The sequence below is a fragment of the Salinivibrio sp. ML198 genome (assembly GCF_001996015.1).
GTDB classification, from domain to species: Bacteria; Pseudomonadota; Gammaproteobacteria; order Enterobacterales; family Vibrionaceae; genus Salinivibrio; species Salinivibrio siamensis.
The window spans coordinates 14814-31783 of the sequence record NZ_MUEZ01000014.1 but is presented as its reverse complement, the minus strand read 5'-3'; the positions used below and the strand labels follow the sequence as shown (position 1 = coordinate 31783).

Genomic DNA, 16970 nt, shown 5'->3' with positions numbered 1-16970 from the left:
CCTCACGTTTTGAATCTAGTCACGGCGGATAAAAAGTGCGTAGAAAAGGGGATGAAATTTGAACAAATGGTGAGCGTGTGTCTAGCTAATCAGTCGTAATGGGTGGTTTCTAGACAGGCAGTGAGAAAAGCAGGGAGGTGCGATGACCTCCCTAAGTAGCGTGAGTATTTACTCAGTTTTGAAATGACCGATAGTATCAGCCAGACGTGCTGACCGTTGGCTTAAGCCGGTGACGGTTTCTGCGGTGTCATGCGTGCGTTGTGAGACGATTTCAGCCGATTGCGCGATATCAGAGATGCTTTCGCTGATTTCTGTCGTCACTTGCGTTTGCTGCTGGGTGGCATTGGCAATGTGTGAGGTCATCTGATTGATTTCGGTGACCATGTTGGCAATATCAACCAGTGCGGCGTTATTTTGCTGACAATAATCCACACAAGCGTCGACGGTTTGGCTGGTGGTATCCATATCTGCCACCGCTGACTGCGTCTCTTGACGTAATGCGGCAATTTTATCGCGGATACTTTCGGTCGAGTCTTGGGTACGTGAGGCGAGGGTGCGCACCTCTTCGGCAACCACGCTGAACCCGCGGCCTTGCTCGCCCGCGCGCGCCGCTTCAATCGCCGCATTCAGTGCCAACAAGTTGGTTTGCTCGGCAATGGCTTGAATCACATCCAGTACGGTACCGATTTCTTTGCTCTGTTGCGATAAGCGACCCATGGTCGCTGTTGCAGCATCCATGCTCGATGACAAGGTGCGGATTTGCTCAACCAGGTCGTCACCAATTTTTGAGCCCGTGTTGACGGCTTGCGTGATGTCATCAGACGCGGTGGAGGCTTGGTCTGCATATTGGGCAACGTCCGTGACGGAAGTGGCCATTTCTGTCGCTGCCGAGGCAACTTGATGGGTATGCTTGACTTGGTCGGCGACCCTATCGCGCATAGTGACCACGTCTTGATTAATGTCGTTAGAGGCTTGGCCGAGTAACCCAGAAGCTTGATGCGCCTCTTGAATCACCTGTTGGAAACTGGCGAACATGTCATTGAGCGAGCGGCCGAGCAGTGCCATTTCGTCTTTACCGCTATCAGGTAAGCGTTGGGTTAAATCTTTATTTTCTGCAATGGTTTTGATCCGTGTAGTGACCGCAATCATTGGTTTGGCAATATTGCCACCGAGAATATAGGCAATTACGATCGCCACGCCAACAAGTACCAACGAGGTAATAACCGTCGCTTTTAAAATAGTGTCTTGCATGGCAGCGACTTGTGATAGCGCCTCTTGCTGACTGATTTGATTGACCAGCGCCCAACGCTTGCCGAAGACATCAATCGGTGAGTAAGCGGTATAGACGGTTTGGTTGCGATAACTCTGCTCTTTGCCAGTACCCGTTTCGCCCGCCAGCGCTTGCGCAATGCTTTGGGATGCCATCGGCATTTGGCCCGCTGCGGTATCGGTGAACTCAATGCGGCGAATCAAGTCGGGTTTGACGCCATTGGTGCGCAACAAGTGTAAATACTCAGATTTGTCCTCTTGTAAAGCGCGCGCTTCGGTGCGGAGGACTTTATCAGGCCCCACCATAAACATTTCGCCGCTTTGTCCAAAGCCTGCGGATTGCCATTGGCCTTGACCGCTGATCACGCCACTTAAACGCTGAATCGGCAATTTAAAGATGAGTACACCCTGCGTTTCGCCGTTTTCGACGATAGGGGTGGCGATAAATGAGGCCGGTTCATCGTAGCTGGGAAAGTAAGGGCGATAATCCACAAAGCTGATGTCGCCGGCTTTTGCATCAATCGCCTCTAAGAAGGCGTCACCCATGCCGCTGGTAGCGTAGGGACCAGCAAATAAGCTGGTTCCAAAGTCAATCTCTTTGGCCACTGAATAGACGATACGGCCATTGGCATCGGCTAACACGATGTCTTGGTAGCCAAACGTTTCGGCAAAGCGATGGTAGTTGGGGTGATATTGAGTGTGCACCTTGTCATACGTGGAGCCATCATTGGTTGTCACCAACTTGTCTTTCTCGCCCAAAGGATGGGGGCTGCCGCTGATATAAAATTGCTGCAGTGTCCGCGTGGCAGGGGCTAGCGCTGCGAGGTTGGAGCGTGCATTGGCGTTGGTATCATTGCGCGCTTTGTAAACATCGCCGAAGGTGTCGGTGTAGTAGTCTTGCAGCGCGCGCCGGGCCGCTCTATCGGTGCGGACTTCACGACTGTAGCGTCGATAAGCTTGGCTAAAAGAGGTCACCGCATTTTCGGTCATGGTGGAGTCGGCCATTGAGGTTAATTGCTGGCCGATAAATGAAAAATAACTGGTTAATTCAGAGTGCTTGGCTTCGCGTACTGCTTTAAGCTGGCTAATCGCCTGCTCTCGCATTTCATCGCCAAACAGTGTGGTGGTTCGGTTTGCCAACACCGCGGCGGTGGCGACAATACAAATAACACAGGCGGAGATGATCGCCGCAGAAACCTTGGTGCGAACTTTCATACTACTAAACTCCTGAAACGTCGTTATGACGGCATCAAATCAAGGCACCTTACTGGCGTAAAGTGGAGGTGGGGGCTTATTCGATAGGGAAATAACATGCTCAAACCGTTAGGTCGCACTCTAGCATTGCCACACTGTGGTATTGGCCAAATTTTTCACCGACATCATTTAGCTGTCCAACTTGTTGGAAGCCAAAGCGACGATGCAATGCCAATGACGCTGGATTGGGTAGCGTGACGAGAGAATAGGCGCGGCGCAGGGCCTTATCGCGCATTCCGTCGAGCAAGGTTTGCATTAATGCCGAGCCAACCCCACGGCCACCGGCATCGGGGGCCGCATAAATGGTGATTTCTGAGGCGATGTGGAAAGCCTGCTTGGGATTGAAAGGCGTATTGTAAGCAAAGCCAAGGATTTGTTGGTCTTGCTCTGCCACCCAGGCTTGATAGCAGGAGGACGGATCAAACTGAGCGAACCATTGTTTACGTTCAGCTAATTGCCATGGGCACAAGTCAAACGTAATGGCAGTGTGTGTAATGTAATAATTATAAATCGTATTGATCGCGTCACAATCACGCAATTCCATGCGTCGAATAAGCATTTTCGCTTCCTTTTCGCTTTTTTTGCGCGACATAAGATAACGAAGTTCACCGCATTCGCCAAGTGTTGGTGATAAATTAAACACTTGTTGTACATTTAACACCCAAACAGTGCTGCCCTTTGCGCGAAAACAAACGAACGCACTGTTAGGCTAACAAAATGCTCGATAAGGCATTGAGGGTGGCGGGAGATAGGATTAGCATGATAGCTCCACTTCTCGGCATAAAGGATCCGTTTTGTCAGAGTTTAAAGCGACATCTATTTCTCCGGTCGGTCCGTTTTTCTCGCCCATGGTGCAAGGTTACTGGCGACTGGATGATTGGCAAATGACACCGCAGCAGCGTTTAAGCTTTCTTAAGGCGCATATCGATTTGGGGGTGACGACGGTCGACCATGCGGATATTTATGGTGACTACCGCTGTGAAACACTGTTTGGCCAAGCGCTGAAGCTTGATCCCAGCGTGAGGGACGATATCCAAGTGGTGTCGAAGTGCGATATCAAGTTGGTCAGTGAAGCGGCTCCAAACCGCAAAATCAACCATTACGATACCAGTTACCGGCATATTTTGGAGTCGGTAGATAACTCATTGTCTCGTTTGGGCGTGGAAAAACTGGATGTGTTACTGATCCACCGTCCTGACGCGTTGATGGATGCGGATGAAGTGGCTGAAGCATTCACCACGTTGCGTCATCATGGCAAGGTGGCTCACTTTGGCGTGTCTAACTTTACGCCTGCACAGTTCGACCTGCTTCAGTCTCGTTGGGATGAATCCTTGGTCACCAACCAAGTTGAAATCAACCCGCTACGTTTTGATGTGGTCCATGACGGGACCCTGGATCAGTTACAGCGCTTGCGTATTAAACCGATGGCGTGGTCTTGTCTTGCAGGCGGTGAGATGTTTAACGGCGAGTCTGAGCAGGCTGTGCGGGTACGTGATACCTTGCATGCTATTGGCGAAGAGCTCGGTGGTGCGACGATCGATCAGGTTATTTATGCTTGGGTGATGCGTCATCCGTCTCAACCTTTGCCGATCATTGGCTCGGGCAATATTGAACGTGTCAAAGCAGCCAAAGCGGCTTACGACCTCAAACTCACGCGCGAGCAATGGTATCGGATATGGGTAGCGTCAAAAGGACACAATGTACCTTAAATAACAGCGTGTAACTGACTGACTCTCAAGCCATAAGGCGGCTATTAGCCGTCTTTTTTTGTGGATTGTCTGGGGACGGAATAGGGGCAATATGGCGCATTGATAACGGATGAGTGGAAACTGCTATACGGTAAATGGTGCGACTGGGTGTCGCATGCAGAGCCAGTGCATGACTGATGGCGACAAAAAGCGAACGTCCTTTGCTTTTAATACGCCACTTGCTTTTAATACGCCGTAGTAGGCAGGTGGACCGGTGGAGACATCCTGTTTACCCGCCGGAGACCATTATTTTTTTGCCTGGAATTGCGAATTATGTGAGGTGAGGGCAGACACTTCTAGCATCGGTGCCGCATCAATATCATCGGCGTTCATCATCGAAGATATACGTTGTACCGATGACAGCAATAACGATTGCTCCCACTCATCTAAACTTTGAAAGCGTGAAATAAAGTTTTCTTGTAGGGGCTTGGGTGCTTGTTCTAACGCCGCTTCCCCTTGCTCGGTCAAGTGGGCATGCACTTTACGCTTATCAAGCTCACTGCGAACACGCAAAATCAACCCGCGCTTTTCTAGACGATCAAGAATGGTCGTTGCCGTTGCCTGACTCATATTGGTATGGGTCGAGAGCTTACGAATGGTCACTTGGCCCAGCTCTTTAATCGCACGCATTAGGACAAGTTGGGGGCCAGTGATCCCGGATACTTTGTTAAGTTTTCGTGAATGCAGGTCTATTGCGCGGATGATTTGCCGCAGCGCAACCAGTACTTCTTCGTGTTTTTCCATTTACTCACCTCCACCAGAAAAAATCGCCAACGAAACTTACAATACCCGCGGTTGGAGTGCAAAGGCATCGAGAGAAAAATCGACTTTTTATGGTTTTTTTCACTATCAAATAATCAATGTGCTTTCAGTCTATTATAACCCTTAGAGTTCAAATTAAATCTAATTTATTGTTATTTTTAGCTGTTTCAGTGAGCAGGCGCAAAAAGTGCCACATAGTCATCAATTTAAGCAGTCAAGAGGTCGGATCAGCGTTGCAACAAGTTGCATTAAACCATGCTTAGAGTGTGGAGATCACAGCTTTGATAATAGCCTCAATTCTTTGTTGCATTTAGTAACATAATGCTTAGAATCTCTCGCATACAAACGATAATAGTTCTCATAACTGTTCATATCAAAGCGAAGGACAAAGTACTATGGAAATGACCCCTTTTAAGCGTAACCTTATCGCGCTTTCCTTATTTGCCGCACCTCTGGGTGTTAATGCGGCGACGCAAGAAGACGTTGTTGAACATTACGCAGATATCGCGCATGCGGTATTCGCAGACTCCCACGCGACAGCGGTCGCGCTCGATGAGGCTATTGAGGCTTTTACTGCCAGCCCCTCTCAAAAAACCTTTCAGGCAGCAAAAAAAGCATGGTTAGACGCGCGAGTCCCTTATCAGCAGTCAGAAGTGTTCCGTTTTGGCAACGCGATTGTTGATGATTGGGAAGGACAGCTGAACGCGTGGCCATTGGATGAAGGTTTGATTGATTATGTGGCAGACGGTTACCAAGCAGAGCTGGGGAATGCCGGTGCGACAGCAAACATTATTGCCAACCAGAGTATTCAAATTGGTGCGACCGATTTAGACGTGGCTGACATTACGCCAAAACTGTTGGCAAGTCTCAATGAGGTAGGTGGGTCAGAAGCCAACGTTGCTTCCGGTTATCATGCGATTGAATTTTTGCTGTGGGGGCAAGACTTAAATGGCACTAACCCAGGTGCGGGCGAGCGCCCATACTCTGACTTTGCTTACGGGGAAGACTGCACGAACGGCCACTGCGACCGTCGCCGCGAGTACTTGAAAGCGGCCGCCGATCTTTTGGTGGATGATTTAGCCTGGATGCGCGACCAGTGGGCGGAAGGTAATAAAGATAACTATCGCGCGACGCTATTGGCGGATTCGAGCGAGAACGGTTTACGTAAGATGCTGTTTGGTATGGGGTCACTCTCGTTGGGCGAGTTGGCCGGCGAGCGCATGAAGGTGGCATTGGAAGCCAACTCGACCGAAGACGAACACGATTGTTTCTCTGATAATACCCACAATTCGCATTTTTATAACGAGCAAGGCATTTATAATGTCATGATGGGAACCTATCAGCGTGTTGATGGCAGCAAATTGACCGGGCCATCAGTGCTCGACTTGGTCAAAGACAAAGATACTGACGCGGCAAGCGCGATCAAGACAAGCTTTGACCAAGCGCGTGAGCAAGTCAAAACGCTGGTTGTGTCAGCGGAAGAAGACAATGTGCATTTTGATCAATTGATAGCGGCGGGCAACAATGACGGTAACCAACTCGTCAATGCATCCATTACCGCACTGGTTGACCAAACCAAACACATTGAGAAAGCCGCTCAGATCATCGGCATTGATAATCTCAACCCAGATACCGCGGACCATCAATTCTAATTGTCCGCTAATGATGTTAAGCCCCGTGCCGCGGGGCTTTTTGCTTTGTCAGGATACAACATGAAGTCCAAAGTCATTGTTTACCTCGGTGCAATCGGCATCAGTGCCTTGGTGAGCGCGTCAGCGGTTGCTTTTGAACGCACCTCTGGTGGCCGCACCACGGTGATTAAAGAAGGTGCCAACGCTTTCTCCCAACCTGCCGCTAACCTACCCATGAGCGAGCGCATCGACTTCAGTGTCGGGAACAGTTTTTTTCGTAACCCCTGGGTGAGTTCGCCGGCTTCAACCGATGCGCGTGATGGGCTTGGCCCTTTGTTCAATACCAATGGCTGTCAAAATTGTCATATTAAAGACGGCCGTGGGCATCCGCCTTCTCCTGGCGATACCAACGCCGTGTCTATGTTGGTGCGATTGAGTGTGCCGGCAATGAGCGAAGCAGAAAGGCAGAAATTGATCCAATATGGCAATATTCCCGAGCCAAATTATGGGGGTCAGTTGCAAGACTTTGCACTGCCAGGCGCGAAGCCAGAAGGAAAGGTCGCCATTACCTATTCTGCGGTCCCCGTGACCTTTGCCGATGGTGAGACTGTCACTCTGCGTCAGCCACATTTAACGGTCACCGATCTTAATTATGGGCCGATGGCAGAAAATGTTCAGATGTCGGCGCGGATTGCGCCTCCGATGATTGGATTGGGGCTGTTGGAATCCATTCCTGCGGAAGACATTTACGCCCTGGCTGATCCTGATGATGCCAATGGCGATGGGATCTCAGGACGACCAAATCAAGTGTGGGATATCGAAAAACAACGCACTGCGCTTGGCCGGTTTGGTTGGAAAGCAGGATTACCCACGGTTAACCAACAAAACGCCGCGGCCTTCAATGGCGATGTGGGATTAACCACCTCCATGTTTCCTCATCATAATTGTATGCCGTCACAGTCTGTGTGCGACGAGATGCCCAATGGTGGTGATCCAGAAGTCAGCGACAATATCCTCGGGTTTGTAGAGTTTTACGCCCGTCATTTGGCTGTGCCAGCACGTCGCAATATGCAGGATCCGGCAGTGAAAAAGGGACAAGATACCTTCGTTCAAGCCGGCTGCAATGCGTGTCATGTGGCGTCTTTTACCACTGCAAAGCGTCCAGCGCTTCAGGCGCTCAGCGAGCAACGTATTCACCCCTATACAGACTTGCTTTTGCATGACATGGGAGCGGGGCTAGCGGATCATCGTGGAGAGTTTATCGCCAACGGCAGAGAGTGGCGCACACCGCCTCTATGGGGCATTGGGTATACCAAAGAAGTGAATGCGGATGCCACCTACCTACACGATGGTCGCGCGCGTACCCTCATGGAAGCCATTTTATGGCATGATGGCGAAGCCGCCAGTGCGAAACAGCGTGTGCTGGCGATGCCGAAAGCTGAGCGTGACGCCTTGATCGCGTTTTTACGTTCATTATAACAACAATATGCTGGAGTCTTGTCGCATGCGTTTTCGACTCAATCCTATCGCCGCGCTCTCTCTGAGCGCCACGGTATTACTCGGTGGGTGTTTATCTCAAGCCGAGACTGGGCCTAATCACGGCCTATGGCAACTACAAAAGCAGCGAAGTGAGCAGTTCCTTTCTGCGACCGCGGATCTGGCTAAGACCACGCAATCGGTCTGTACTCAGGATACGCCCATTGAGGATGCGCGCCAAGCGTGGAAGACGGTGATGGCCAATTGGATGCCGTTACAAGGGGTAGAAAAAGGGTCTGAGGACGCCTTGGCGCAAAGTTGGCGTATTCAGTTTTATCCTGACAAAAAAAATACCACAGGGCGAAAAATTAATGCCTTGCTGGCCAGTGATACACAGTGGACCGCGGAGGCATTGGCCGAGCAAAGTGTGGCCGTGCAAGGCGTCGGCGCGATGGAGTGGTTGCTTTATGATCAGCAAGCTGACTTAAGTCAACCGAAACACTGTGAAGTGGCGATGGCGGTCAGTGCTCGCTTGCAACAAACGGCATCTGCGCTCAATGCGGCTTGGCAGCAAAATCCTTGGCATGGCATGCCGCCTTCGATGGCGGTATCAGAAAAGCTCGGTGCGTTGACCCATCAGCTGGATTATGTGCTGAAGAAACTGTCTGGCCCTCTGGGTAAACCGGGCTTTCCTAACCCTTACCAAGGTGAAGCGTGGCGCTCACGGCACTCTCTCACATTGTTACGCCAAAGTATCAAAGCGATGCAAACCCAATATCACGCTGAGGGTGGCATTGAACAATCCCTCCGTGAGCGAGGTTATGATGAGGTCGCGGATCGTGTCAGCGAGCATTGGCAGTTGGCATATAACAGCGTGCCACAAGATGGCGAACCCTTATTTGACAGGCTAAATAGCGTCGCAGGGTATCGAGACATGCTCACCGTCTACAACAATCTAGAATATCTCAAGTTGGTGCTAGGCGGTCAGGTCGCGCAAGATTTAGGTATTATCGTCGGGTTTAATGCATCAGATGGAGACTAGTTTAAAGCGACGCCGTTTATTAAAAGCGGCACTGATGGGAGCGGCGCTGCCTACAGTGGTGAATGCGTTGAGTGGTTGTCGTGGCAACAGCACGTCAGCGCGTTGTGAGCTACTCGGCTGCGCGCTGAGCAGTGATGGAACGTTCGCGGTTGTCGGCGCTGACCGTATGGGACAGCCCGTCTTCCGTCTTCCGTTACCCGCGCGCGGTCATGGTGTCGCCGCCCAACGTCGCGAGGTTGGGACACTGGGTGTGGCATTTGCGCGTCGGCCCGGTCATTTTATGCAGGTGTTTGATTATCAACGTGGCGTGACGTTGTCACAGGTGGCGGCCAGCGCAGAACGCTACTTTTACGGTCATGGCGTGATTTCTGATGATGGTCAATGGTTATATACCACTGAAGGAAAACGTCAAACCAGCGAGGGCGTGGTCGGTGTTTATCGACTGAGCGAGCACGGCCAGGTGAAAAAAGTGCGTGAGATAAGCGGCTTTGGGATTGGTCCTCATGAAATCGCGCTGGCGGATGCGAACACACTGGTGGTGGGGGTCGGTGGCATGCATACCGATGGCCGCACCGTGCTAAACATCGATTCAATGTCACCGGCGTTGGTGTACATCGACATCGACGCGGGTGAGGTGGTTGAGCGTGCTGAATTAGCCAATAAAAAGCTGAGTATTCGTCATTTGATGGTGTCAGATGAAGGCTATGTGGTGACGGGGCAGCAATACCATGGTCAGGATAATGCCCCCTTGGTGGCCATTCACCGTCGTGGTGAGCCGATGAAAATGCTCAATGCCACCCCTGAGCAATGGGCTCGATTTAACAACTATGTGGCGAGTATCGCGACACTCAATGGCTGGGTGGTGGCGACCTCACCCAGAGGCAATTGCTACGGTGTCTGGTCATTAGACACGAAAAAAATGATAGGTTTGCATCCATTAGTGGATGCCTCTGGTGCCAGTCGTGACGGTGATGTGATCAACTTAAGTTCAGGGGGCGGCAAAATGGTGACCCTTGATAGCGCACATCATCCCGATTATCAGATGACGCCAGTACGATGGGATAATCATTGGATAACGCTGGTGTAATGAAAGCATGGTAGCGTGAAAAGCGGTAGTCTGGAGAGGCTGCCGCTTTTTGTTTCATTGCGGGTTGGGGGGCGAGAAAAAATCAGGCGATGATTTTGTCGAGACGGGGGCAAAATTTGCCATAATTAAAGCATGGATGAGGAGGGGCGTATGGTGAGAAGGCACGGTGCCTGGTTGGCTAACCTTCTGATAGGATGTTGTTTTTGGGTAAACCCCGTTGTGGCAAATGAGGCGATCGAGGCCGGTGGCATGCGGTTTTTGGCACCATCCACCTCGGCGCATTCGGCCTCAGATCAAGCGGCGTCGGCTGAGCAAACCCTGTCGGCTGACGATCATCGTCAACGCGCCTATCAGTATGCGCGCGATTGGTTGGAGTCGGCCGCCCCCGATGCCACTGTTTTGGCCTATCCCTCAGCGCTGACTCAAGACTATCTCGATAATGGGTTTTCTCTGCTTTGGACCCAGGATACAGCGCGGGACGAGCTTGCAACGCAAGTTAATGTGATTTCATTGGCCAGCTTCAGTCCGGAATTTGAGTGGCGCGCGTGGCAACTTCGCCAACTCCGCCAGCAGGGTAGCGACACCGCGTATGATATTTTTGCTACCGACACCGCGTATGCCTTGATGAGTTACCTGGATGCGGTGTCCGATAAAGGTATGCGTTGGTTTTTTGGCTCTTTGCATCACACGCCACTGCCCGAGCCCTCCGAGTCTCAGCGAGCGTCCTTTTTTCAAGCAGGTTTGGGGCCGGCGTTGCCCGCTTTTCTGCGCAAGCTTCGGCCTCAGCATCCGCAATATACCGCGCTGATTAAGCAGATTGTTCGCTTGCAACGTCAAGCCCGCTCAGTGTGGCCCAGCGTGACCAGCGATGGATTGATTTACCCTGACCAAGCGGTAGCGATCCCCTTGGCGCTCAACTTAGTTGATAACCTGCGGGTGCAGGGATATTGGGGGAACAGTCAACGGTTAGAGGCACTGGATGGTAAAACGGTGCAATATGGTGGCGATCTACTCGATGCCGTTAAACGGTTTCAGTCACAACACGGACTGAGTGTGGATGGCATCATTGGCCCGTCAACGTTGAAATGGCTTAATTTAGATGCGTCGGCGCGGATCCGGCTGCTGGCGCTTAATGCGGAGCGGTTACGGTTATGGCCCCAGCAACAACCGGATCGCATTGTGGTCAACATCCCGGATTATCGTATGCGCCTGTGGTCTAACGATCAGAATGTGTTCGAGAGCAAAGTGGTGGTCGGACGCCAATCTAGACGCACGCCCTTGTTCTCGTCACGACTCGACTCTGTGGTACTCAATCCAAGCTGGAATGTGCCTCGGAGCATAGTGCAAAAAGATATCCTGCCCAAACTGGTAGATGGGCACGAGTATTTGTCTCAGCATCAATATCGTATTTTGCCCAATTGGCAAAGTGACACCCAGATTGACCCTAGCTCGATTGATTGGCAAAAAGTGTCAGTCGACGGGTTTCCCTATCGGCTTCAGCAGGCACCAGGTCGAGGGAACGCCCTCGGAAAATACAAATTCAACACGCCCAATCGTAATGCTATCTACTTGCATGATACGCCAGCGCAAAGCTTATTCAGCCGGTCACGGCGTGCATTTAGTTCCGGCTGTATCCGTGTCGAGCAAGCGGAGCAACTGGCGGACTTATTATTGGATTTATCGGGTAAGCAGCTGACCGACTACCAGTACTATATTGATAAAACCCAGACCAAGTGGGTACCGCTCAAAAAACGTTTAGCGGTACAGACCATTTACCAGACGGCTTGGGTCACTGATGAAGGGGAATTGGCCTTTCGTGATGACGTGTACGCCTATGATGTTCCCGCAAAACGTAAGATCACCACACAAGAGCCCAGTTATTTAACCCAGCAGCGTCATTCTGTGCAGATGCAAGCGCAATAGCCACCAGGAAGCCGCGTATAACCGCGGCTCTCTTCATGTCGGTATAGGCGAGTCACGCCATTGTCGTTAGCTCAACGAGATGTATCAGCGTTAGGCTGGTGGCTCAGGTGAGGGGCAATGTAGCGTTGATAGCGTTTGGGTTTTAAGCGCTTAAGATCGACCAAAACAAGACCATCAATACAATCGGCAAAGTCAGGATCCACGCCGAAGTCGAGGAACTGGACACCACCTGGTTCGCATAACTCACTGTACTGTTTATACAAGGTCGGGATCCCGACGCCCAAGTGATCGAGTAGCATTTTAAGTTGTTTAAGGTCTTTGGCGTAATCGTTCCCGCAGAAGTGACCCAGAAGCTCACTTTCTTTACTGTCTGCCAGTTCAAAGGGGCGTTTAGAGCGTGCACACTCGCTCTCGCCAGTAAAGTAGGTACGGTAAAAGAAAATGAGCAATTCTTTAGCCGCCTGTGGCATGGCGTTGCTGATGGTGACTGGACCAAACAGATAACGGTATTGTGGCTTCTGCGCGAGCAGAGCGCCAATACCAAGCCATAAATAGTCCAAACTCCGTTTGCCCCAATATTTAGGTTGCACAAAACTACGTCCCAGCTCCAGCCCCTGTGCAAGATACGGCTGCATGCCTTGCTCAAAATCGAATAAACTCGCGCTATAGATCCCATCAATCCCTTGGGCGGTGAGCGTCGCTTGGGTGTCACATAAGCGGTAGGCGCCCACAATATCGAGTTCGGCGGGGTCCCAAAGGACCAAATGCCAGTAATGCTGATCATATTTATCGAGATCACGTCGCTGACCTGTGCCTTCTCCCACAGCACGAAAAGCGACTTCACGTAATCGTCCAATCTCGCGCATGACAGGGGAGTCTGCTTGATAGTCGAGTAAGTAAATCAGTTTACCATCCGGTGTTTGTCCGAGTTGCTGGCCAGCATTGAGGGCTTGTTTAAGCGCTAAACGAGGCTCGGGAGAGGCGATGGCTGTCTCTGTGGGAAACAAGCCAGGCTTGCGTTTGGCAATACGATACAAGTGCTTATGGAATAACTTAACGCGTGTTTTGACGGGCAGGGAGGCAGTAGCACTGTAACTGTGGTGTGGGATTAATTCGCCGACGGTAAAAGCAATGGTATTGTTCTCTTGGCGAAACATTTCCTCGACGAGCAACAGGGTAGAGAGCGGCTTATATACCATGGATGCGCCATAAAAACGGGCTGAATTACGGCCCTGGACGTGAATTGGGAGAATGGGCGCTTTTGATTTGGTTGCCATGCGTAAAAAGCCAGGGTGCCAGGCGCCATCACGGATCCCGGTTGGCGCAACCCGTGACACTTCACCGGCGGGGAAAATGATGATTGCTCCGTCATTTTCCAGCCACTGAGTCATGTTTTGTAGGTTCTGTTTCGGGGTATATCCCCCCATATTGTTGACGGGCAACAAGCAACCGTGGAGCGGTTTAACCTGCATTAATAAATCGTTAGCAATCACTTTGACGTCCGGTCGGACAGAGCGCACCAGTTTTAACAGCGCTAGTCCATCCAGCGAGCCGATAGGGTGATTGGCGATAATCACGACACGTCCTGATTCGGGAATTCGCTCTTTCTCGCGATCACTCACCCGATAGCTAAAGTTAAAGTAATCGAGCACTTGCTCAACAAACTCAAACCCTTGCAGATGAGGATACCGCTCAGCAAAGGCTTGAAACTCCTGCTCATGAAGTAACCGTTTAAGGGTTTTACTGACGGGACGTTTTAGCCAGTCACGCTGTTCTAGTTGGGGATAATGAGACGATAGAACTTTATCAACATCTAACATAAGCAACCCTGCATGCAAAAATGCGCATCTGATTTATCCAGATATCCTGACGTTAGCCTAGATAGTAAAAGTGACACCTCCTTGGCAGCATAGTTGCAAACTGATGACAGCGTGGCATAGTGAGGCGCATATTGACGATTCAAAACCTGAGGGCGTGTCACGGATTACGTGTTATTGCGTCGCTGAACAGACAAAGAGAAGGTTAACTCCATGGCGTTGCATTATGAAATTGTGCCAGTCACGGCATTTCAGCAAAATTGCTCCATTATTTGGTGCGACCAAACGCAACAGGCGGCTGTCGTGGATCCCGGTGGGGATGTTGCTAAAATTCGCCAAGTCATTCATTCGCTCGAAGTGACGGTGACGAAAATCCTCCTAACGCATGGCCATTTAGATCATGTTGGCGGCACTGTTGAGCTTGCTAGCGCGTTGAATGTCCCTGTGGTGGGACCGCACAAGGAAGATGCTTTCTGGCTACAAGCGTTGCCGGCACAAGCCCAAATGTTTGGTTTCGCGCACGCTGAGCCGTTTGACCCTGATCAGTGGCTACAACAAGGTGATACCGTATCCGTGGGCAATAGTACGCTCTCGGTGTTGTTTGCCCCTGGACATACCCCTGGCCACATTGTGTTTGTCGATTTGGAAGGGCGAACCGCTTGGGTAGGAGATGTGCTGTTTAACGGTGGTATCGGGCGAACTGATTTTCCCAAAGGGGATCACGCCACCTTGATCAACGCCATCAAACACACCTTGCTGCCGGTTGGGGATGATGTGACCTTTATCCCTGGTCATGGCCCTACATCGACCTTGGGTCACGAGCGGAAAACGAACCCCTTTTTAACGGGAGCGTTCTAACCTACCGTTGAGAACAGCCGGCCTTTTGCTGCTATCTGATGCTAAAGGCGGGTCTTTAATCATCACCGCTGGCAGCGGCCAAATAGCGCCGGGCGACACCAACAAAGTCCTCGAGGGGCCTATCGAGCAAGTCTTCGCTGACAAACAAATCGTACCCGAGTAACTCTCTGGTATAGCGCATACGGTTTGCCAGCATGGCCATCAATCCTTTGTATAGCACGCCGTTGCTTCCCCGATACGGCGTGTCATCAAACATCATGTCTTCTAGCGGTTTACTGGGTTTATGGTCTCCACGCCGATACGCAGTGATGAGTAACGCGCGTTGCGTCATAATAATGTGGGTCACCATTCGCAAGCTGATACTGTCTAAGAGCGCATCGTAACGCTTAATTTTTATTCCAACCCATGGAAGCGGTTCACCTAACCCTTGCCGGTGGAGGTGCGGGATGCCAATGGCTTCAATGTTTCGCCACTTAAGCGCCCAGCCACCACGAAAACTATGGTGCTGTAAGTGCATAAATGACAATGAAAAAGAGAGCTGAACACGTTGAAGCAACTGGTTAACGGCATAAAAAATGGCAATTATGGCCGCCAAGCCCAATAAGCCCTGGCCAAGCGAGAGCGTCGGTTGGACGAGGAAAAAGCAGATCAAAAGAAACGCCACCGCCATGGCGGCTAACATGCTCCAGCGCGCCGCTTCAAATTGAGGAGGATAGATTTTGATCGTCTTTAAAGCATCCATGATCATCCATTCTTCGCAAGAGGTGGCAAAACCGCCCCGTCTTTTTTACAAATTACCCGTTAAACATACGCGCATAGTGTCTGATTAGTTTGCCTAAGAATCACTGGATTGGTAAACATTTATCGCTGAATATCACGATCTTTGCGCCTATTAGGGGGCGGTTACCTACAAAAGTGGCTGGAAATTTGGTATAACACGCGCTTTGTTTTTCACCCGCTGCATTCAGCAAGCCTGAACGTAGTGCGTCGGAGTAGGATGATTGAATGAAAATCTCTCACAAGCGTAAGGTACAACTTAAACTCAACAAACGTGTTAAGGCATCATCGCCAGCACGTCAGCGTCCGGTTAAATCAAAACCGGTTGCCGCTGCGAAACCAGCAGCAAAACCAGCCGCTAAGGCACCGGTGGCGAGCTCAGCCTCTTCATTGACGCCAAAGCAACAACAAGTACTCGAGATTGTTCAAGCAAACCCTGACGGCATTAATCCAAAAGGGATTGGCCTTGCGGCTGGTCAAGAAGACACGAAAGCGGCTTCTTGGGCGACAGGTGCATTGAAAAAATTGACTGAAGAAGGCGCCGTTGAGCGCGTTCAAGTCGCCGCCAACAAGGTGATTTACAAAGCTTGTTGATCCCTTTGCGCATCCGCTTACGTGTTTGATGATGGTATTTGATACGTAAGCGGATGTTCACTCGACTCACCAATATTCTTGTCTGATTTTCTCCCCGCATTGTGATGCTAGGGTAAACAAACTTTTCTATTATCAACCATTTGTTTTTATTGTGTTAATAAAGTTTGTCTTTATTGCGCATTCCCTTAGCTAAAGCATGATCAAGCGCAAAATACTGTACGATCTTCCAGACATACGTTTAAAACTGCCTATAGTGGGAGTGTCTATTTCATTTTCTGTCTGGAGGTAAGCCATGGATGTGCTGTCAACCCAGCTGAAAGCGTCCACAGAAGTCGTTTTCGACTACACCCACTTTTTATGTGAGAGTCAGCAACCAAACTGGACGTTTACCGATATTTTTCGCAGTTTATTACCCATCTTTACGACTGTGCTTGAACACCAAGCCAGTGATGGAGCGTCTCCGCTTTCTGCACAAGAGCAGCTATACCAGCAAGCCACTCGCGTGATGTCGGTGCGTAACACCGATACGGCCAATTTGGTGCAGCTGGCACGTCTTGCGCGTCAACAAGGCATTGAAGAGCTAACGATTTTAATGCCTTATGCCCTTGAATATCGACAAATGGAGGCGATTAGCCAGCAAACCGATGCGCAAATTGAGTACAGCAATGAGAACCGTGAATGGGTTCGCCTAACGCTATCCTCAGGTCTTAATCCTCAATCCTAACCAGCCAT

Annotated in this window: 14 protein-coding genes; 9 read left to right on the top strand and 5 right to left on the bottom strand. The window is 50.6% G+C overall.

Features of this window, described 5'->3' with window-relative positions:
• Nucleotides 1-168 precede the first annotated feature (168 nt).
• Nucleotides 169-2484, bottom strand: coding sequence for a methyl-accepting chemotaxis protein (locus tag BZG25_RS11005; protein ID WP_077639067.1), 2316 nt, complete (start codon nt 2482-2484; stop codon nt 169-171).
• A 100-nt stretch (nt 2485-2584) separates the two neighbouring features.
• Entirely contained in the window at nt 2585-3082 is a 498-nt protein-coding gene (locus BZG25_RS11000) for a GNAT family N-acetyltransferase (protein WP_046073797.1), read from the bottom strand.
• Between the two features lie 289 nt (nt 3083-3371).
• Between BZG25_RS11000 and BZG25_RS10995 the strand changes: the two genes are divergently transcribed.
• On the top strand, nt 3372-4232 hold the full coding sequence (locus BZG25_RS10995; RefSeq protein WP_046073798.1) for an aldo/keto reductase family oxidoreductase: 861 nt from the start codon (nt 3372-3374) through the stop codon (nt 4230-4232).
• A gap of 285 nt (nt 4233-4517) precedes the next feature.
• On the opposite strand, the gene BZG25_RS10990 is transcribed toward BZG25_RS10995, so the two are convergent.
• On the bottom strand, nt 4518-5015 hold the full coding sequence (locus BZG25_RS10990; RefSeq protein ID WP_046073151.1) for a MarR family winged helix-turn-helix transcriptional regulator: 498 nt from the start codon (nt 5013-5015) through the stop codon (nt 4518-4520).
• 413 nt (nt 5016-5428) lie between these two features.
• Between BZG25_RS10990 and BZG25_RS10985 the strand changes: the two genes are divergently transcribed.
• From BZG25_RS10985 to BZG25_RS10965, 5 genes are all read left to right on the top strand, one after another.
• A complete protein-coding gene (locus BZG25_RS10985) occupies nt 5429-6685 on the top strand; it encodes an imelysin family protein (RefSeq protein ID WP_077577750.1) in 1257 nt (418 codons plus the stop codon).
• 60 nt (nt 6686-6745) lie between these two features.
• A complete protein-coding gene (locus BZG25_RS10980; RefSeq protein WP_077639066.1) occupies nt 6746-8143 on the top strand; it encodes a di-heme oxidoredictase family protein in 1398 nt (465 codons plus the stop codon).
• A 25-nt stretch (nt 8144-8168) separates the two neighbouring features.
• Nucleotides 8169-9182, top strand: coding sequence for an imelysin family protein (locus tag BZG25_RS10975; protein ID WP_158010256.1), 1014 nt, complete (start codon nt 8169-8171; stop codon nt 9180-9182).
• Complete coding sequence (locus BZG25_RS10970) at nt 9172-10269, top strand: DUF1513 domain-containing protein (RefSeq protein WP_077639064.1); 1098 nt, start codon at nt 9172-9174, stop codon at nt 10267-10269. Before BZG25_RS10975 ends, BZG25_RS10970 begins: the two co-directional genes overlap by 11 nt.
• 150 nt (nt 10270-10419) lie before the next feature.
• Nucleotides 10420-12192 carry a murein L,D-transpeptidase gene (locus tag BZG25_RS10965; RefSeq protein WP_198535222.1) on the top strand — a complete coding sequence of 591 codons (1773 nt, stop codon included), beginning with the start codon at nt 10420-10422 and terminating at the stop codon, nt 12190-12192.
• A gap of 71 nt (nt 12193-12263) precedes the next feature.
• Here the strand turns inward: BZG25_RS10965 and BZG25_RS10960 are convergent, their stop codons facing one another.
• Complete coding sequence (locus BZG25_RS10960; protein ID WP_077639063.1) at nt 12264-14012, bottom strand: GNAT family N-acyltransferase; 1749 nt, start codon at nt 14010-14012, stop codon at nt 12264-12266.
• Nucleotides 14013-14222: 210 nt separating this feature from the next.
• Between BZG25_RS10960 and BZG25_RS10955 the strand changes: the two genes are divergently transcribed.
• Nucleotides 14223-14867 carry an MBL fold metallo-hydrolase gene (locus BZG25_RS10955; protein ID WP_077639062.1) on the top strand — a complete coding sequence of 215 codons (645 nt, stop codon included), beginning with the start codon at nt 14223-14225 and terminating at the stop codon, nt 14865-14867.
• Between the two features lie 55 nt (nt 14868-14922).
• On the opposite strand, the gene BZG25_RS10950 is transcribed toward BZG25_RS10955, so the two are convergent.
• Complete coding sequence (locus BZG25_RS10950; protein ID WP_046073158.1) at nt 14923-15609, bottom strand: DUF2982 domain-containing protein; 687 nt, start codon at nt 15607-15609, stop codon at nt 14923-14925.
• A 263-nt stretch (nt 15610-15872) separates the two neighbouring features.
• Here BZG25_RS10950 and BZG25_RS10945 point away from each other — a divergent pair, with 263 nt between their 5' ends.
• Entirely contained in the window at nt 15873-16238 is a 366-nt protein-coding gene (locus tag BZG25_RS10945; RefSeq protein WP_046073159.1) for a hypothetical protein, read from the top strand.
• Nucleotides 16239-16530: 292 nt separating this feature from the next.
• The gene (locus BZG25_RS10940) at nt 16531-16962 is read left to right on the top strand and encodes a hypothetical protein (RefSeq protein WP_077639061.1); all 432 of its coding nucleotides are present in this window, start codon (nt 16531-16533) and stop codon (nt 16960-16962) included.
• Nucleotides 16963-16970: the final 8 nt, after the last annotated feature.